This is a genomic window from Robiginitalea insularis, assembly GCF_052497835.1.
Window position 1 is genome coordinate 109,526 of sequence record NZ_CP199296.1, and the last position, 18,653, is coordinate 128,178.

General features: G+C 49.7%; 12 protein-coding genes. 10 read left to right on the forward strand and 2 right to left on the reverse strand.

Annotation, left to right across the window (positions count from 1 at the left end; all coding sequences use genetic code 11):
* The first annotated feature begins 50 nt into the window (after positions 1-50).
* Positions 51-1,484 carry a pyridoxal phosphate-dependent decarboxylase family protein gene (locus ACT6NV_RS00540; protein ID WP_445385336.1) on the forward strand — a complete coding sequence of 478 codons (1,434 nt, stop codon included), beginning with the start codon at positions 51-53 and terminating at the stop codon, positions 1,482-1,484.
* 181 nt (positions 1,485-1,665) lie between these two features.
* On the opposite strand, the gene ACT6NV_RS00545 is transcribed toward ACT6NV_RS00540, so the two are convergent.
* Positions 1,666-3,468, reverse strand: a complete 1,803-nt coding sequence (locus ACT6NV_RS00545) for a glycoside hydrolase family 15 protein (protein WP_445385337.1) — start codon at positions 3,466-3,468, stop codon at positions 1,666-1,668.
* Positions 3,469-3,570: 102 nt separating this feature from the next.
* Between ACT6NV_RS00545 and ACT6NV_RS00550 the strand changes: the two genes are divergently transcribed.
* The 9 genes from ACT6NV_RS00550 to ACT6NV_RS00590 all read left to right on the forward strand — a co-directional run bounded on the left by ACT6NV_RS00550 (position 3,571) and on the right by ACT6NV_RS00590 (position 15,533).
* Positions 3,571-5,781 (forward strand): bifunctional alpha,alpha-trehalose-phosphate synthase (UDP-forming)/trehalose-phosphatase, encoded by a 2,211-nt coding sequence (locus ACT6NV_RS00550; protein WP_445385338.1) that lies wholly within the window; start codon positions 3,571-3,573, stop codon positions 5,779-5,781.
* Positions 5,782-5,887: 106 nt separating this feature from the next.
* The gene (locus ACT6NV_RS00555; protein ID WP_445385339.1) at positions 5,888-6,778 is read left to right on the forward strand and encodes a hypothetical protein; all 891 of its coding nucleotides are present in this window, start codon (positions 5,888-5,890) and stop codon (positions 6,776-6,778) included.
* A 4-nt stretch (positions 6,779-6,782) separates the two neighbouring features.
* Positions 6,783-7,412 carry a TMEM175 family protein gene (locus tag ACT6NV_RS00560; RefSeq protein ID WP_445385340.1) on the forward strand — a complete coding sequence of 210 codons (630 nt, stop codon included), beginning with the start codon at positions 6,783-6,785 and terminating at the stop codon, positions 7,410-7,412.
* Positions 7,409-8,740 (forward strand): M28 family metallopeptidase, encoded by a 1,332-nt coding sequence (locus ACT6NV_RS00565; RefSeq protein WP_445385341.1) that lies wholly within the window; start codon positions 7,409-7,411, stop codon positions 8,738-8,740. The genes ACT6NV_RS00560 and ACT6NV_RS00565 overlap by 4 nt, the downstream gene beginning before the upstream one ends.
* A 36-nt stretch (positions 8,741-8,776) precedes the next feature.
* Positions 8,777-10,084, forward strand: a complete 1,308-nt coding sequence (locus tag ACT6NV_RS00570; RefSeq protein ID WP_445385342.1) for a hypothetical protein — start codon at positions 8,777-8,779, stop codon at positions 10,082-10,084.
* A gap of 23 nt (positions 10,085-10,107) precedes the next feature.
* Positions 10,108-11,742: a M1 family metallopeptidase gene (locus ACT6NV_RS00575; protein WP_445385343.1), complete on the forward strand. Its 1,635-nt coding sequence runs from the start codon at positions 10,108-10,110 to the stop codon at positions 11,740-11,742.
* 113 nt (positions 11,743-11,855) lie between these two features.
* Complete coding sequence (locus tag ACT6NV_RS00580) at positions 11,856-13,238, forward strand: amidohydrolase family protein (RefSeq protein WP_445385344.1); 1,383 nt, start codon at positions 11,856-11,858, stop codon at positions 13,236-13,238.
* Between the two features lie 6 nt (positions 13,239-13,244).
* Positions 13,245-14,219, forward strand: a complete 975-nt coding sequence (locus ACT6NV_RS00585; protein WP_445385345.1) for a sugar phosphate isomerase/epimerase family protein — start codon at positions 13,245-13,247, stop codon at positions 14,217-14,219.
* 6 nt (positions 14,220-14,225) lie between these two features.
* On the forward strand, positions 14,226-15,533 hold the full coding sequence (locus tag ACT6NV_RS00590) for an amidohydrolase family protein (protein ID WP_445385346.1): 1,308 nt from the start codon (positions 14,226-14,228) through the stop codon (positions 15,531-15,533).
* Here the strand turns inward: ACT6NV_RS00590 and ACT6NV_RS00595 are convergent.
* A complete protein-coding gene (locus ACT6NV_RS00595; protein ID WP_445385347.1) occupies positions 15,530-18,553 on the reverse strand; it encodes a VPS10 domain-containing protein in 3,024 nt (1,007 codons plus the stop codon). The two genes, ACT6NV_RS00590 and ACT6NV_RS00595, sit on opposite strands and share 4 nt — an antisense overlap.
* Positions 18,554-18,653 lie beyond the last annotated feature (100 nt).

An 18,653-nucleotide genomic window follows, 5' to 3' on the forward strand; every position in this document is an offset into this window, starting at 1 on the left:
TGACGTACCTTTAGCCATAATTTGGCTGATAGTACCATACCCTTACAACCATGGATCAAAACCTGTTACAAAAAGCTTTCAATCCTGATCATTTTCTGGCTGCAGGGAACATGCTGATGGAACAGCTTCATGCACATCTGCAACTGTCTACAAAGGGGGTTGCCCCGCAGGTATTGCAGTGGGAAGATCCGGATAAACAACTCGCGTACTGGAAGGAATTTATGACCTCGGGTAATCCGGAACAATTCTTTTCCGAAGTAATTAAACGGACAACCCATACCCACCACCCCCGTTACATGGGGCATCAGGTTTCTGCAACGGCCCCCCTTACAGCCCTGAGCGGGATGGTCAGTGCGCTGCTGAACAATGGGATGGCCGTGTATGAAATGGGGATGGCCCCTTCCGCTATTGAACAGTGTGTTATTGAAGCACTAGCCGAAAACATGGGCTTTCGGAAAGCTGCCGGCGGCCTGCTTACCTCCGGTGGTACATTGGCCAATTTGACAGCACTGTTGTCTGCCCGAAAGGCGAAAGCCAGCCATGATGTCTGGAATGAAGGGTTGCAAAAACCCCTTGCTATCATGGTAAGCGAAGAAGCCCACTACTGTATTGATCGCGCTGCAAAAATTATGGGGCTTGGAAATAAGGGAATAATCAAAATCCCTGTAAATAAGAATTTTGCGCTGGACCCATCCCAGCTGGAAATATACTATGAACAGGCTCAGTCCGAAGGCCTGGAGGTTTTTGCCATAGTCGGAAGTGCCCCCTGCACAGCAACCGGGGCTTATGATGACCTGCAGGCAATCGCCCGCTTCGCCAAATCAAAAAACCTGTGGTTCCATGTAGACGGGGCCCATGGAGGGGCTGCTATCTTTTCGGGTAAATACCGTCAGTTGCTTCAGGGGATTGAACAGGCAGATTCCGTTGTCATTGATGGGCATAAAATGATGTTGATGCCCACTATTACCACAGCCCTTATTTATCGCAATGGGAGGCATGCCCTGCACACCTTTAGTCAGAAAGCAGACTACCTCCTCAGTGAGGTGGAAGAAGCGGGATGGATCAATAGCGGGAAGAAAACCTTTGAATGTACCAAGACCATGATGAGCCTGCATTGGTATTTGTTATTCAAGGTTTACGGGACAGCCCTTTTTGACCAGTTCCTTACCCGTCAGTACGACCTTGCTGCCGATTTCTGGCGTATCCTGGAAGATGCAGACGATTTTGAAGTTGCAGTCCGTCCCATGTCAAACATTGTGTGCTTCCGGTATGTTCAACCGGGAATGTCCCTGGAGGCTCTGGATCAGTTAAATGCATTCACAAGGGCGGAAAGCCTGAAAGCGGGCCGCTATTATATTGTGCAGACCAGGCTTAAAGGGAGGTTATACCTGAGGACCAGCCTGATGAATCCTTTTACGAGCCTCCAAGACCTGAAAAACCTGCTCAGTTACCTGAGGGATTTGGCGAAAAGCCAGCAGAGATAAGGAGTCTCCGTTCAGGAAACCTCTGAATACAGGGTAAATGGAATGCAGAATCAGGCATTTTAAATACTCCGCCTTCATTTTCCGGGGGCCCCACCCCCTTTTTTTAAATCTAATCCCTATCCCCGCAAATACCTTTCATTCCATTAAAAACGCCAAGGAAATCCCAGCCGGGCTTCTGCCCTTAATTCTGCATAGATTTCAGTATCTGAGCCTCGTGGGCCTTGTTGGAAAAATTCACAGCACACTCTATCAATGCCAGATGGGAATACGCCTGAGGGAAATTCCCCAGCAGGCGTTTGGTTTTAAAATCGATATCCTCACTGAAAAGGCCTAAATGGTTGCTGTAACTCAATAAGCGGTCAAAGAGCTCCTGGGCCCGGTCTTCCTCCCCTATTTTAAACAGGCTGTTGATAAACCAAAAGGTACATATGGTAAAAGATGAGGAGGGAAGTCCAAAATCATCTTCGTTCTTATAGCGGTACAACAAACCGTCATTACTCAATTCCCTTTCAATGGCGTACACCGTACTGACAAATTTGGGGTCCTTGGCATCAATAAAATCATAGCTTTCCATCAGCAGAACAGAGGCGTCCAGATTTTTGGATCCATAGGATTGGGTAAAGGCCTGAACCTCCTCATTCCACGCATTCTGATGGATATCTTCGCGTATCTCCTGTTCCAGAAGGTTCCATTTCTCAATTTTACGCTGTTTCCTGAATATTCGCGCAACTTTTATAGCCCTGTCGATGGCCACCCAGCAAAGGACCTTGGAAAAGGTAAAATGACGGTCTTCGGTCCGGAATTCCCAGATGCCTTTATCGGCTTCCCGCCAGTGACGTTGTACAATCCAGACGATCCCCTTGGTAAGGGTCCAGAGCTCTTCCCCGTTCTCGATGTCGTTCTCAAAGCGCACCAGTTGCGCATAGATTACATCCATGAGGATGCCGTAAATATCGTTTTGGCGCTGTTTGTAAGCGGCATTGCCAATCCGCACGGGTTTAGACCCTTTATAACCGGCCAGGTGGTCCAGGGTGGTTTCGGTTAGTTGTTTCTCTTTATTGATCCCGTACATGATCTGCAATTTCTCGTCTTTGTCGGGAATCAGGTCTACAATAAACCTCAGATACCTCCGGGCCACATTTTTATGCCCCAGGTCGGAGACCACCTTGACTACCATAGAGGCATCCCGTATCCAGCAAAATCGATAATCCCAATTCCGCACCTCCCCTATGGTTTCGGGAAGGGAAGTAGTTGCAGCAGCCAGCACGGCCCCTGACTTGTCGTAACTCAGCAGTTTCAGCGTTATGGCTGATCGGTGTATCTGGGCGTTGTATTGTTTATAAACCGGGGTGCGGGCACTCCAGTTTAACCAATATACCTTGGTTCGCTCCAATTCCAGGTACATTTTTTTTGTAGTGGGCTTAAACAACTTCTCATTATACCCCAGCAGGAAAAAACCATCCTCCGTCAGTTCGATGGGCCTGCCTTCAACCACCGCATTCTTGTTAAAGGAGGTATACAGGAAAACGGTATCGTACTTCTCCCCATGATTCAGGCTCACCACAAAATTGTGCTTCACAAAGGTTTCGGTATGCCCCTGGGCGTATTCCAGGCGCGGGTCGTACTGTACTCTGAAGACCGGTTTCCCGCTTATATAGCGAATGTAACGCACAATTTCAGGCGGGGCCTGGTATTGCCGGTCTTCCTTGTAGTAGCGGGGCATAAAATCCCGTACCTCAAAAATATTTTCCCCATCTGAAAAGCGGGTAACCAAAAGGGCTGTATTCTTTTTGTATCGTTGGGTGATGGTATAGGAGTCGTCTGTAAGGATAGCGAAACTCCCTCCTTTCTCCTGGTCCAGCAATTTGGCAAAAACAGAAGAGGAATCGAACTCAGGCAGACAACACCAGTCCAGGGAGCCCGTTTTGGAAATCAGGGCCGCCGACCGGCAATTCCCTATAATTCCATAATCCAGATTATCCATAAGCTATATTTTCTTTAAAATTTTCGAATTAATTGGCTTTGCGCCTCAATTTGACGAAATTTAGGCAAAATGAATTCAAAATCCACGAATAAATCCCGTTTCATGAGCAAAACTATCATTATCTCAAACAGACTTCCCGTTCAATTGCAAATCAGCGATGGGGGGCTGCAGGCCATTCCCAGTGTGGGCGGGCTGGCTACGGGGATGAAATCGGTACACAGTGACGGGGAAAGTCTTTGGATTGGATGGAGCGGACTAACGGATGAAGAAATTCCGGATGGCCTGGAAGGAGAAATAGATAAAGCGCTGGAAGCACATGGATGTTCCAAGGTACGGCTCACGAAAAAAGAAGTGAATGGTTTCTATTTTGGATTCAGCAACCGAACGGTCTGGCCCCTTTTCCATTATTTTATGGAATACTCCGAATTTGAGCTCTCAAACTGGGAAATTTACGAAGCGGTTAACCAGAAGTTTGCCAATGCCATTTTGGAGGTGGCCGAAGAGGATGATGTAATTTGGGTACACGATTACCAGCTGATGCTTGTTCCCGAAATGGTCCGCAAACAACGTCCAGAAGTTTCCATTGGCTTTTTCCTGCATATCCCCTTCCCCTCCTATGAAATATTCAGAACCCTGCCCTGGAGGAGGGAGGTCCTCAGGGGCCTGCTGGGCTCGGACCTGATCGGCTTCCACACCTATGATTACGAGCGACATTTTTTGAGTTCGGTACGCCGGCTGCTGGGGCTGGAAGTGAGTTTTAACGAAATCCACCTGGAAGAGCGTATCGTAAAGGTAGACTCCTTTCCCATGGGCATCGACTACAAAAAATTCCATCAGGCCGCCCTGGACCACAGCAAGTTAAAGGCGGGCGAAGAATCAGACCTGAAACGCCGCCTCAACACTCATAAGGCCTCTACCCCTAATGCCAAATTCTTCTTGTCCATAGACCGGCTGGATTACACCAAGGGGATTGCCAAACGCATCAATGCCTTCGAGTACTTCCTGCAGAAATACCCGGAGTATAAGGAAAAAGTACGCCTGATTATCCTGGCGGTTCCCTCCCGCTCCAAGGTTCCCCAATACCAAAAACTCAAAAAAGAAATAGACGAACTGGTTGGGCGAATCAACGGCGAGTTATCTACGGTCAGCTGGACCCCTATCTGGTATTTCTACCGTTCGCTCCCCTTTGACAACCTCATAGACTTATACACCAGTTGTGACATTGCCTGGTTAACCCCTATCCGCGACGGGATGAACCTGGTAGCCAAGGAGTACATCGCCACACGTACAGACCAGAGCGGGGTACTCATCTTAAGTGAAATGGCGGGATCGGCCAATGAAATGAATGAAGCCCTGCTGATCAACCCCAATAACTTTGAACAGATAGCCGATGCGCTGCACCAGGCCATCAATATGCCCAAAGAAGAACAGGTAGCCAGGAATGTGCCCATGCAAAAACGCCTGGAGCGCTATAATGTTGAAAAATGGGCCAATGATTTTATGGACTCCCTCAAAGTACAGAAGAAGCAGGATTTCAGTTTTGTGGCCAGGCGCCTATCGGTGGACCAGACCAATACCCTGATGAAAGATTATCGGAAAGCCGGAAACCGCATCCTCTTCCTGGATTACGACGGTACCCTGGCCGGCTTTAAAAATGATCCGCAAAAAGCCAGTCCGGATAGCGAGTTACTGGATCTTTTGGATGAACTCCACAAGCAGACCCGTACAGACATCTTCCTGATCAGCGGCCGTGACAAGGATACCTTCACGAGGTGGTTTGAAGGGAAGCAATATTCCATGATCGTAGAGCACGGCGTCTGGATCGCTGAAAAAGGGGAGCCTTTCCAGCTGCTGGAGAATGTCAAGAATGACTGGATGGCCAAAATCCGACCGGTACTGGAGTCCTTCGTGGATCGTACCCCGGGCTCATTTATTGAGGATAAAAATTACTCCCTGGCCTGGCACTACCGCAGTACAGATCCTGATTTCGGGCAGAAAAGGGCTTCTGAGCTCAATACGGTGCTGACCTCCCTGATTGCCAATGACGACCTCAGCGTACTCAATGGCAATAAGGTGGTAGAAATCAAAAGCAGTAATGTAAATAAGGGCCGTGCGGCATTGCGGATGATCTCCCGCAAGTCCTATGACTTTATTTTTGCCATCGGGGATGACTGGACAGATGAATTTATGTTCCAGGATTTACCAAAGGAGGCCATTACGGTAAAAGTGGGGCGCATGAAGACCCAGGCGCGATACTATGTGGACGGGATTGGAAATGTACGCGAATTATTAAAGCGTTTTACGAGTATTTAAATTATTTCCGGGGACCCTGATCCAATGAAAAATAAATATTATACTCATGATATCTTTCAGATAAACCAGCTTTATGCCGCACATATCAGATCATTAAGCATTCCTTATGACTACATTAAGCAAAACCCTTATTTTCCAGGCCCTTCGGGGGGTTATCCTCTTGAGCTTTTTGGGCAGCCTGCATGCTCAAACGGAATCGGAAATATACCTGGCCGGACTTGAAATCCGGGAGGGGGTAATCCGTCTGGATAAACCCATAAACATCTCGAATAACGCTGGCTATGATAACCAGCCCTCCTTCTTAAACGAGGGTGAATTACTGTATTCCCGTACACGAAACGGACAGACAGATATTGCCCGCTACACCATCAGTGACAGCCTGCTGAGCTGGGTTACCAACACCCCTGTCGGGAGCGAATACTCCCCCTTGAAAATCCCGCATCGGAATGCTGTTTCGGCCATTCGCCTGGATACAAGCGGGCTGCAGAGGCTCTACAGTTATAAGCTGTCTTCCGGAAAATCAAAAGTGCTGCTTGAGGATCAGAAAGTGGGGTACCACCTGTGGTACTCCAAAGACCTGCTGGTCTGTACCGTTTTAACCGGAGAGGGGATGAACCTGGTGGTTGCGAATCTGAAAGATCATACCGTCTACACTTTTCAGAAAGGAGTGGGGCGCTCCCTGCAGCGGATTCCCGGCTCTGACCGTATCAGTTATACAGCGGTTGAAAACGGGCAGTTGCTTTTAAAATCCATGGACCCGCGTTCAGGAGCCACGGACCCGATTGTCCAACTACCGGAAGGAAGCCAGGATATTTGCTGGTTACCGGACGGGCAGTTGCTTTGCGGGTATCAGAATATGCTGCTTTCCTGCAGGCCCGGGAAAGATATGGAATGGCAACCCTTACAGGAATTTCCTGAAGCATGGGGAACCATCAGCCGTATGGCCCTGAGCCCGGCAGCCGATAAGCTGGCCTTTGTGGTGTCTCCAAAAAATTAACCCTATGAAATTTCCGCATAACAGCAACCGATTGGAAGCCTTCAGCGATGGAGTTTTCGCCTTTGCAGCCACGCTGATGGTAGTCTCTCTGGACCTGAACCAGAGTTTTATGACCTTAAGTACAAAAGGCAGCAGCCTGATCACCATTGGTGTTAGTTTTTTTGTACTAGCCGCCCTTTGGGTGGTGCATTACAATTATTTTAAAAGAAGCGGGTATGTTGATAATTGGATTATCACCTTTAATACGGTTTTGCTTTTTGTAATCCTCTATTATGTTTTTCCCATGAAGTCCCTGATCCGCACCTGGATGGGACAGGAAGAAATCAATATGCAGGGGCTGGCAGACCTGTTTCAATGGTACAGCCTTGGCTTTATGCTAATTTTCCTCTGTTACGCGCTGATGTATTACCGGGCCTACCGGAAAACCCGCTCCCTGTCAAACTCCATTGTCCTGTATTTTTACGCCCGGCACTTTTCGATATATGTGTTTGTTGGCCTGATATCAATAGCCCTGTCTACCCTGAAAATTGGAATAACCTATGGATTGCCAGGTTTTATATACGTACTTTTAAGGCCGTTTTGTTATGCACATTCCCAATGGTTCGAAAAAAAATTTAAAACCCCCGAATTATGAAGAGATTAGTACTCCTGTTCACTGCTATTAGCAGCCTCAGTTTATCGGCACAAACCGATGCCCGTATTTACGAGATTATCGAGAAGGTTTCTGCGGATCGCATCGAAAATGACATTACCACCCTGGTAGGTTTTGGTACCCGCCACACCCTGAGCGATACGCTTTCGGAAAGCCGCGGAATTGGAGCGGCCCGCCGATGGATTAAAAAAGAATTTGAGAAGATCTCTGCAGATTGCGGGGGATGCCTGGAGGTGTTCTATCAGAAAAATTTGGTGAAGGCCGCCGAAAACCAGCGTATTCCCAAAGATGTCTGGGTCGTAAATGTGGTTGCTATACAACGCGGAACCGAACACCCGAACCGCTATATAATGATGAGCGGAGACATTGATTCCAGGGTAAGTGACCCAAACAATGCCACCGATGATTCCCCCGGGGCCAATGACAACGCCAGTGGGATGGCGGGAACCATAGAGGCAGCCCGGGCACTTACCGGTTATAAGTTCAATAACTCCATTGTTTATGTAGGGCTTTCCGGGGAAGAACAGGGCTTATTTGGGGGAAAAGGGCTGGCCGAATACGCCAAAGAAAATAGCTGGGATATCATCGGTATCCTCAATAACGACATGATCGGAAACATCCGCGGGGTTGACGGGGTTGTCAGCAACCGGGATTTCCGGATTTTCTCTGAACCTGTACCTCCCACAGAAACCGAGCGGGAACGCAGAGGGCGCCGCTTTTACGGCGGGGAAGTAGACGGTCTCTCCAGGCAACTGGCGCGATATGTACACAAAACCACCCGAACCTATATGCCGGAAATGAACCCCATGCTCATTTACCGCCTGGATCGTTTTGGACGTGGCGGGCACCACCGGCCCTTTAACGATATGGGGTTTGCAGGAATCCGCATTATGGAAGCACATGAAAACTACACCCAGCAACATCAGGATATCCGCATGGAAGGGGGTATTCAGTACGGGGATTTGCTTCGTTTTGTGAATTTTGACTATGCTGCAAAACTGACCGCTGTTAATGCAATAAGCCTTGCTTCCCTCGCATGGGCACCGCAGGCACCCGAAGAGGTGGAAATTGGCGGGATTGTGGAACCCTCCGCACGGTTGCGCTGGAAAGCTGTTCCCGGGGCCGTTAAATACAAAGTTTACTGGAGGGATACCACCTCCCCTACCTGGGACTATTTTAAAGTAGTGGAGGAAGGGACTGAAATTACCCTGGATGGCATTGTAATTGATAATTACTTTTTTGGAGTAGCAGCCGTTGGAGCCAATGGACATGAAAGTGAAGTAGTTTTCCCGACCGGAGTCTTTCGTTAATCCCAACCCGTTTCTTCACTATAATTTGAGTTGCCAATGAAAAATCTTCTTTTGTGCGCGCTGTTGTGCCTGGGGCTGGCCTGTGCGGATAAAAAAGACGAGCCCATAGATTATGAGGCCTTGTACCTGCCAGAAATGGAGCAGCTCTTTGAGCGTTACAACAAACTTGAAAGTTCCGGTTCCTATCTTGCCCTTGCGCAGATACTGCAAGATGCCAACCGGGATCTGCAGGCCTCGGAGTTATATGTACAGGCGGCTTATATGTACCAGGAGGCCGGGATTACAGATTCAGTCGTTCTACAGCTGCAGCGGGCTATTGACCACGGCATGTCAAACCCTAAGATACTGGATAAGTTTCCAGGGCAGCCCATGGATTTACGAGCGGAAGACTATCCTGAATTAGCCAGGCGCCTGGATTCCATAGCCGGCGCCCTGGGGTCTGTTTCCAATTTTTCACTGGAGACAGGGGCTATGAATGCGTTCTGGCCCTATTTTGAAAAAGCCCTGGCAGACACTTCCCAGGCCCGAAAATTGCTCAGGGAATTTATTTTTACTGGTCCGAGGGAGCTCCGGGATTTTTATGTGGTACGATATGGGAGTATTGATCTGATGTACGGTCAGATGATCAACGCCGCCCCGAACTATTACCGTTACCTGAAAACGCAGTTTGATCCGGATAGCCTCGCCCTTGCCAAAGAAAAAGCGGCGGATTGGATGCAGAACTTCAAAGGCATTTATCCGGAAGCCGTCTTTCCTAAAATCTATATCGTTCCGGGAATTCTCAATAGTGGGGGAACAGCGACCGAAATGGGAATGTTTATAGGAGGTGACATGTACGGAAGGTCTGAAAAAATGCCGGTGGAGGAGCTTACCGAATGGCAACAAAATGCCATCATGAACTTTAAAGACCTCCCGGGACTCACCATCCATGAACTCATGCACTTCCAGCAAAATTACGGGGATACCGAAAATGCAGAAAATGTGCTTGGAGCGGTCATACAGGAAGGCGTATGCGATTTCCTGGTGGAAATCGCATCAGGCGAGCCCCTGCAGCATCCGAACTTGGTGTTCCTGAGCGAGCCGGAAAACCATCGCTGGATTTTCGGGGAGTTGCGGGCCGATCTGCTGCAGGATGACTACTCCAAATGGTTGTATAACGGGGAGAATGTAAATGACAGGCCCCACGACCTGGGCTATAGTGTGGGGTATCTCATCAGCAAATCGTATTACGAGCTGCATCCCGATAAAAAAGAAGCCGTATATCAATTACTCAACACCTCAGATTTTACCGAAATCGTCAGGCAAAGCACTTATAAATGGCTGCTGGAGCCCGAAATATTCTGATTTAAAAACCTTATTTTATCCCCATGAAATATCTTGTTTTCCTAATCTTTTTTCTCCCGATGCTCACAGCAGCCCAATTGCTGCAACCACCTGCGGAAAACTTTACCCGGGCCGACACCCTCAGGGGCAGCATTACCCCGGAACGCTCCTGGTGGGACCTGAAATATTACAAGCTGGATATTGCCGTAAATCCGGAGCAAAAATCGATTGGCGGAAGCAATACAGTGGGATATGAAGTAATCGAAGCGGGAAAACGGATGCAAATCGATTTACAGCCCCCCTTGAAAATAGAGTCCGTTTCCCAGAATGGCGAAACCCTGTCCTTTACCAGTGAAGGGAATGCCCATTTTATCAGCCTGAAGGCACCTCAAAAACCCGGGTCCTACCAGGAATTGCAGATCACTTATTCCGGACAACCCAAAGTTGCGGTGCGGGCCCCGTGGGATGGTGGATTTTCCTGGGAAACAGACAGCAATGGCCTGCCCTTTGCAGCCACTTCCTGCCAGGGGCTGGGCGCCAGTGTATGGTGGCCTAACAAAGACCATATGTACGATGAGCCGGATAGTATGGCCATACGGGTACAGGTCCCCAAACCGCTTGTGAATGTTTCCAATGGCAGGCTTCGGGAAGTGGTGGAAAACGAACATTCCCGCACTTATGAATGGTTTGTGTCCAATCCGATCAACAATTATGGCGTAAATGTCAATATCGGGGATTATGTGCATTTTGGGGAAACCTACGAGGGAGAAAAGGGTACGCTGGATCTGGATTATTACGTGTTGCGTGAAAATCTGGAAAAAGCCAAAAAGCAGTTTGAGCAGGTACCCATGATGATGAAAGCCTTTGAACACTGGTTTGGCCCCTACCCTTTTTATGAGGACAGTTTTAAATTGGTGGAAGTGCCTTACCTGGGGATGGAACACCAGAGTTCGGTTACCTACGGCAACGGCTATCAGAATGGGTACAGGGGCTACGACCTTTCCGGGAGCGGCTGGGGCCTGAAATTTGATTTTATCATCATCCACGAGGCCGGCCATGAATGGTTTGCCAATAACATAACCTATCGGGATGCTGCGGATATGTGGATACACGAAGGATTTACAGCTTATTCGGAAAACCTCTACCTGGATTACCACTACGGGCCCAAGGCTGCTTCCGAATACGTTATTGGGACCCGGAACAATATCAGAAACGATCGTCCTGTAATCGGCCCTTACGGAGTCAATAAGGAAGGATCCGGGGATATGTACTACAAAGGGGCCAATATGCTGCACACGCTGCGGCAGCTGCTGGAGGACGATGCCCTCTGGCGCAATATCCTCAGGGGGCTGAATGAAACCTTCTATCATCAGACGGTTACTACGGCGCAAATAGAAAACTATCTCTCGGAGCGAAGCGGGAAGGACCTTTCGGCTTTCTTCAATCAATACCTGCGTACTACCCTTATTCCAAAGCTGCAATACCGCTGGAACGGAGACCAACTGGAATACAGGTATCTGGATATAGTAGAGGACTTCGATATGCCGGTACGCGTCTTTCTGGATGAAAAGGAGCACTGGCTCTTTCCGGAAGCCGAATGGAAATCCGAAGAAATGGGCAGGCAGCCCGGCACCTTTGAGATAGATCCGAACTTCTACATCGAAATCGAAGCGCTTTAGAGAGTTAAAACGCGCTTCAGGCTTTGCTTTTTGCCCAGGAGGTTTCATACCCAAATTTATTGGCGTATTTTTAAAGGACCTCCCTTTTTGGCAGGGGACCTAAACAACCGGATATGAAACCAATTACAAACGGGCTTGCCCTGTTGCTGCTACTGGCAATGGCAGCCTGCGGACAAAGAGAAGCAGTCTTCAGCCCTGCTGCCCAACTACTCAGCAATGTCAATATTGTGGATGTGGAAACAGGTGAAATCCTGTACAACCGGCAGGTGGTGGTAGACTCCGGAAAAATTATCCGTATTGACAGCACCCTTACTGATGTGGCAGGGTTCCGCAAAAATATAGACGGAGCGGGTGGTTACCTAATTCCTGGGCTGACGGAAATGCACGCCCACATCCCAAGCCCGCCCACATCTCAACAGCGGATTAAGGAAACGCTTTTCCTGTACTTATCCAATGGAATCACTACAATTCGTGGAATGCTGGGCCATCCCTATCACCTGGACCTCCGCTCGCGAATCCTTTCAGATTCCTTATCGGCACCGAGGGTTTTTACTTCCAGCCCCTCCCTTAACGGGAACACGCTTCCCAGCCCGGAAGAAGCACGGGCAAAGGTTACCCAATACGCAGAAGAAGGATATGATTTCCTAAAGATCCACCCGGGTATTAAACGGGATGTTTTTGATACACTGGTGAAAACAGCCAGGGAAAAGGGAATACCCTTCTCCGGCCATGTTCCTGTAGAAGTGGGCATTCGCCATGCCCTGCAGAGCGGGTATGCGACCATAGACCACGTTGATGGGTACCTAGAAGGCCTGGTACCGGAAGAAGCAGGCGTGGCACCTAATGAAAACGGGTTTTTTGGTTATAATTTCACCCCTTTGGCCGATACCAACAAAATTGATGAACTGCTGGCCCTAACCAGGGAAAACGGAGTTTGGGTAGTACCAACCCAGAGTTTGTTTGAGCGCTGGTTTTCCCCTGCAGCTGCAGACAGTTTACTACAACAACCGGAAATGCAATATATGCCACAGGCTACCCTTGAAAACTGGAAACGGGTAAAAGAACAGTACCTGAATGATCCGGCCTGGGACCCCGAACAATGGAAACGCTTTGACAGCATCCGGCTGACCCTTATCCAAAAACTGCAACAGGAGGGAAAAGGACTGCTTTTAGGTTCGGATGCCCCGCAATTATTCAATGTGCCGGGCTTTTCCATCCACCATGAGATTGACGGGATGCTGCGGGCCGGGATATCCCCTTTGGAAATCCTGCGGATGGGCAGCCTTTACCCAGCAAGGTTTTTCGGGCAGGAAAAAGAATGGGGCAGCATTGCCGAGGGTAAAATTGCCGATTTCGTGCTTATCCGGGCCAATCCGCTGGAAGATCTGGACGCCCTGAAAGACCCGGAGGGGGTAATGCTGCGCGGAAAATGGCATTCCAGGGAAATGATTACAGCCCGACTGGAACAAATAGCGGAGAATCAGAAAGCAAAATGATTTCTTATGGAGCGAAAAGAATTTCTAAAAACTACTGCCCTGGCCACTGCTTCAGGTCTGCTGGGGGCAGCACCGCTATGGTCACGAGCCATACCCCTGCCTGTTAATAAAAAATTAGATGCATTGGGACTATCCCTGTTTTCGGTCCCGAAAATGCTGGAGAAGGACCTTGGGGCAGGCCTGGAGTTACTCTGGGAAATAGGCTTCCGGGAATTGGAACTATACGGACCCTATCCCTTTAGTGCTCCTTCCAATAAAGAATTCTGGAAGCAAACGACCCCCATGCTCGGCTTTGAGGGGAGTGGCTTTTTTGGTAAATCAGAAGATGAGTTTGCCCAAATAGCGAGTGAAATTGGCTTTAGTATACCCTCATTGCATACCGATCTGGATACGCTCCTGGAAAGGATGCCCTTTTTGGCAACAGCAGCGCACAAGCTGGGAGCGACCTATCTGACCCTGCCCTCTATCCCGCCAGCAAGAAGGAAGGATATGGCTGGTTATAAAAGAATGGCAGATACATTCAATAAAATAGGGGCTGCTGCAAAAGAGCAGGGGCTGCGCTTTGCCTACCACAACCACGGATATGGGTTACAGCCCGTTTCAGGGATCGTGCCCTTCGAAATGATGATAGAGGCCACGGATCCTGAATTGGTCTACCTCGAGATGGATATCTTCTGGACCACTGCGGGGCGCGTCAACCCTATCGACTACCTGAAAAAATATACGGGCCGCTACAAGATGCTTCATTTAAAGGACATGAAAGAATTAAGGTTTTTTTCGGGTGATGGCGGGGACCCCTCACAGTGGATACCTCTCTTCCCGTATATGACCGCTGCAGGAGACGGGGTTTTGGCCCTGGCACCCCTGGTTGATGTAGCCCTGAAGACCGGGGTGGACCATTTTTTTGTAGAACAGGATATGGTTGCCGATCCGGAAACCGCTCTTGGCAGGAGCTATACCTATCTGAAAGGACTTAACTAAGGAGTAATGATGAAAGTATTAAATATTGGACAAAAAAACAGCCACAGGAGTACAGCCCATGTAAAACGCAATCTTATATGGGTTTTACTGATCTTTACAGCACACATGATTCAGGGGCAAATACTGCTGGTCCCGGAACGTGTTTTCGATGGCGAAAGCATGCAGCAAAACTGGGTGGTGCTGGTACAGGACTCCATTATACAGTATGCAGGGCCTGAGACCGGGTTACGGCCGCCTGCAAGCACCCAAAAGATTACACTGCAGGGGATGACCCTGATGCCTGGCCTTATTGAAGGGCATTCCCATCTGTTATTGCACCCGTATAATGAAACCCCCTGGAATGATCAGGTACTGAAAGAATCTCCTGCAGAGCGAGCCCTGAGGGGGTCTGTTCATGCCCGACGGAGCCTGATGGCAGGGGTAACCTCTATGAGGGACCTCGGATCGGAAGGGGCAGGATATACTGATGTAGCCCTAAAAAAGTCTATAGACCAGGGCATCATACAGGGACCGCGCCTGCTGGTTGCCGGGCCGGCCATTGTCGCTACAGGGGCCTACGGACCCAAAGGCTTCCATGATGGGGTGAGGGTACCCCTGGGAGCAGAAGCCGTAAGCGGTGTCCCGGAAGCCATCCGGGAGGTACGCACACAACTGGGCAATGGGGCAGATTTTATCAAAGTGTATGCAGATTACCGCTGGACCCCCGGAGCGGCATCCCAGCCAACCTTCCTGCAGGAAGAACTGGATGCGATGGTAGCCACGGCCCAATCTGCAGGCAAATATGTGGTGGCTCACGCCAGTACACCGGAGGGGATGCGCAGAGCGGTCCTGGCCGGGGTAGAAACCATTGAACACGGGGATGGCGGAACCCCTGAAATTTTTGAATTGATGAAAGCCCGGGGCACCGTACTCTACCCTACCCTTGCGGCCGGGGATGCCATAGCGCAGTACAATGGTTGGCTTAAGGGACAAAATCCTGCCCCTGAGCGGATCCAAAAGAAAAAGGCCAGTTTTCAGGACGCCCTCCAATCCGGGGTGCTGATCGGCTTCGGAGGGGATGTAGGGGTTTATCCCCATGGAGAGAATTATCGGGAATTAGAATTAATGGCAGCCTACGGCATGCCCGCTTTAGAGGTATTAAAAGCTGCAACTTCCCTCAATGCCCGAATCTTCCATCTCCCCTCCCTTGGTAGTATAGAAAGGGGGTTTCTTGCCGATCTGATTGCTGTTCCGGGAGACCCCGCAAAAGACATACGAGCCCTAAGGGAAGTCGCATTTGTAATGCTGAACGGGTCTATTGTAAAGCAGCCTTAGCCTCCGACCTGCCTTTGAAGTTCCTGCAGTTGCTGGTCCAGGGCTTTGAATTGTTCCAGGGCGTCCCTCCCGGGAAGCTGGTCGGCCTGCCCCATCATATAATACAAATATTCCCATTGATCGGCCAGCATCGGCTTCATGTAAATCCCGTCTTCGGTGCGGATTTGGGCGAGCAGGGCTTCTAATTGCGTCTGCTTCTCCTTTTCTGCCTGCGTTTGTGACTCTCCTTTGTTTAAATCCGCTATTTGGCTTTCAAGCTTTGCCTGCAATTGCCGGGTCTGGCTGAGCTTCTCCCGTATCTCCAGCTGGAATTCCACCTGTTTTTCAATATGCGAGGGGCGCACCCCGGCGACCATCACCCGTAGATCCATCACTATTTCAAATTCCTGGATTTGTTCCTGCTGCCCCATCCTCAATACAGCCGTATAGGTTCCGGGAGCCACCAGGGGACCATTGTGGTACCTCCTGTTTTTATTGCTGTCCCAGGGACCCGCCTGGCTCATATCCCACTTAAAACGGTTCAAACCTTTCTTCTTTGTCAGGGAAGTATTGATTCGGGTCCGGGTGTAATTGGTAGCCATATCCCGCTCACTCCCATCGGTCATCTCCGGGATGCTGTCACTACTAAAGGAAGTGAGGATCTTTCCGCTGGTGTCCAGAATGTTCAACTGCAGGGGTTCCTCTGTAGCTTCCGGCAGGAAATAATCCAGGGCTACCGCAGGCCTTGGATAGTCTGGGCTATCACTGCCTCGGGCACCCGAGGGCAGTCGGTACCGCATAGTGGGACCCGGCTTAAAAAGGTGTAACCCTGTATAACCGGAAAGTTCAAACTGCCTTAGAACAGCGATCTCATCCAGGATCCAGAAACCCCGCCCCATAGTGGAAAGGACCAGATCACCCCTATGTATCTTGAGATCTGTAACCGGGGTAATGGGTAAGTTATGCTGCAGGGAATGCCAGTTCCTGCCATCATCCAGGGAGTAATACATCCCGTATTCCGTACCCGCGAAAAGCAGGCCTTCTCGAACCGGGTCTTCCCGAACTACCCGGGTAGGAGTATCAGCAGGGATTCCATTGGAACCACTGGTGAGGAGTTTCCAGCTCTGGCCGTAATTCTCCGTTTTGTAGATATAGGGTTTTGAATCACCCAACTGGTATCTTAAAACCGCAATATAGGCCTTGGCCGGGTTGTGCGGGGAGGGTTCCACCGCATCCACACGCCCGCCGGGAGGTAGGTTTTTGGGGGTAACATTCTTCCAGCTCTCACCTCCGTCGCGGCTAAGGTACACCGGGCCGTCATTGGCTCCAGTCCAGAGGACCCCCTGCACAACAGGAGACTCCCCAATGGCATAAATGGTACTGTAAAACTCTTCCCCGGTAATATCGCGGGTTATCGGTGAACCAGAAATGACCTGTTTGTCTGCCTCAAAGGCAGTAAGGTCCGGGGAAATGGTTTCCCAGTTCCGGCCTTCGTCTGTTGTTTTATGTACATATTGGGAGGTGTGATAGATGATGTTGGGATCGTGGGGTGAAATAAGGATGGGGGATACCCGTTGAAAGCGGTATTTCAAATTCTTCGGGTTATGGCCGTACATATTGGAGGCCCCAACATAATACGATTGTTCGGTGCCGGTCCATTTATTGTAAACCGTAAAGCGCCCTTTGCAGTTGGAGTATACGATATTCGCGTCCTTGCGACTAGGAACGGCCGGTCCGGTTTCACATCCCCCCGTATTCTGAATATATCCAATTCCGGGTACCTGAACTCCATAAGGCGGAAAGCTGGGGACGGATACGGTTGAATAATTATCCTGCTGCCCGCCATAAAGCCAGTAAGGATATTGATTATCTACGGCAACCTGGTAGATTTCAGCTGTTGGCTGATTGAATTGGGTAGACCAGGTCTCGCCTCCGTTATGGGTCACGTTGGCACCCCCGTCATTGCTTTGTATAAAAAGGCTGGTATTATGAGGGTTGATCCACATATCATGGTTATCACCGTGTGGCGGGCGCATGCGCTTCCAGTTCTTGCCTCCGTCTTCGGATTTGTAATACCCGGTCGCCATCGCATACAGCACCTCACTGTTTTGCGGGTCTACTTTGATATTGGTGTAGTAAAAGGGCCTGGTGCGAATCCCGTCATGAGAAGAAACCTGTATAAAGCTCTCCCCCTGATCGGTGGATTTGTAGAGGCCGCCTTCCTCCCCGGGTGCCTCTACCAGAGCATAAACGATACGGGAATCCGAGGGGCATACCTCAATGTCAATTTTACCTATAAGTTCCGAGGGAAGCCCTTTCTCAATTTTGGTCCAGCTTTCCCCGCCATCTACACTTTTATAAATGCCGCCCTCTTCAGGGGTACCTCCGCTGATGATCGTCCAGGGGGTCCTCCTGCCTTTCCAGGCAGCGGCGAAGACAATATTGGGGTTGGAGGGTAATAATTCCACATCCGAAATCCCGGATTCTTCGGAAATATAAAGGACCTTTTTCCACTGCTTACCCCCATTGGTAGTCTTATACAGGCCGCGCTCCGGATTAGACTGGAAGGCCTTTCCGATGGCCGCCACAAAGACTGTATTATGGTCTGTGGGGTCAATACGGACACCCCCAATCTGTCCTGTTCCTTCCAGGCCAATAGCGGTCCAGTTGGCTCCCGCATCTATGGATTTGTACATCCCGCGTCCTTCAATAACATTACTTCTCAACCCGTCAGAACCCGTCCCTACATAGATGATATTGGCATCGTTTTGGGCCACTGAGATCGCACCTATCGAAGGGGTTTTAAAAAACCCGTCAGAAATGTTTTTCCAGCTTTGTCCGTAATCCTCTGATTTCCAGACACCTCCTCCGGTTGCCCCAAAATAAAAGGTTCCCGGAAGGGAAGCGATCCCGGCCACGGCCGTCACCCGGCCTCCCCTGTAAGGCCCCACATTCCGGTATTCGAGGGAAGACAAATCCTGGGCAGGCAAGGCCTGGCTAAGCAGGCAACTGGCCACAAATAAGAAAAAAGATCTGTTCATTGGTGAAGTGTATTAACTGCCGTTCGGCAATAGTGTGCATTAAAAAAATAACAAGGGAGAACTGTGTTGCGGGAAGCCCCCTGAACTTTCTGATTAAATA

Excerpts from the sequence above, each read along its gene's own strand:
- ACT6NV_RS00540 (WP_445385336.1), top strand. The coding sequence starts at position 51 with ATGGATCAAAACCTGTTACAAAAAGCTTTCAATCCTGATCATTTTCTG.
- ACT6NV_RS00545 (WP_445385337.1), bottom strand. The coding sequence starts at position 3,468 with ATGGATAATCTGGATTATGGAATTATAGGGAATTGCCGGTCGGCGGCC.
- ACT6NV_RS00550 (WP_445385338.1), top strand. The coding sequence starts at position 3,571 with ATGAGCAAAACTATCATTATCTCAAACAGACTTCCCGTTCAATTGCAA.
- ACT6NV_RS00555 (WP_445385339.1), top strand. The coding sequence starts at position 5,888 with ATGACTACATTAAGCAAAACCCTTATTTTCCAGGCCCTTCGGGGGGTT.
- ACT6NV_RS00560 (WP_445385340.1), top strand. The coding sequence starts at position 6,783 with ATGAAATTTCCGCATAACAGCAACCGATTGGAAGCCTTCAGCGATGGA.
- ACT6NV_RS00565 (WP_445385341.1), top strand. The coding sequence starts at position 7,409 with ATGAAGAGATTAGTACTCCTGTTCACTGCTATTAGCAGCCTCAGTTTA.
- ACT6NV_RS00570 (WP_445385342.1), top strand. The coding sequence starts at position 8,777 with ATGAAAAATCTTCTTTTGTGCGCGCTGTTGTGCCTGGGGCTGGCCTGT.
- ACT6NV_RS00575 (WP_445385343.1), top strand. The coding sequence starts at position 10,108 with ATGAAATATCTTGTTTTCCTAATCTTTTTTCTCCCGATGCTCACAGCA.
- ACT6NV_RS00580 (WP_445385344.1), top strand. The coding sequence starts at position 11,856 with ATGAAACCAATTACAAACGGGCTTGCCCTGTTGCTGCTACTGGCAATG.
- ACT6NV_RS00585 (WP_445385345.1), top strand. The coding sequence starts at position 13,245 with ATGGAGCGAAAAGAATTTCTAAAAACTACTGCCCTGGCCACTGCTTCA.
- ACT6NV_RS00590 (WP_445385346.1), top strand. The coding sequence starts at position 14,226 with ATGATGAAAGTATTAAATATTGGACAAAAAAACAGCCACAGGAGTACA.
- ACT6NV_RS00595 (WP_445385347.1), bottom strand. The coding sequence starts at position 18,553 with ATGAACAGATCTTTTTTCTTATTTGTGGCCAGTTGCCTGCTTAGCCAG.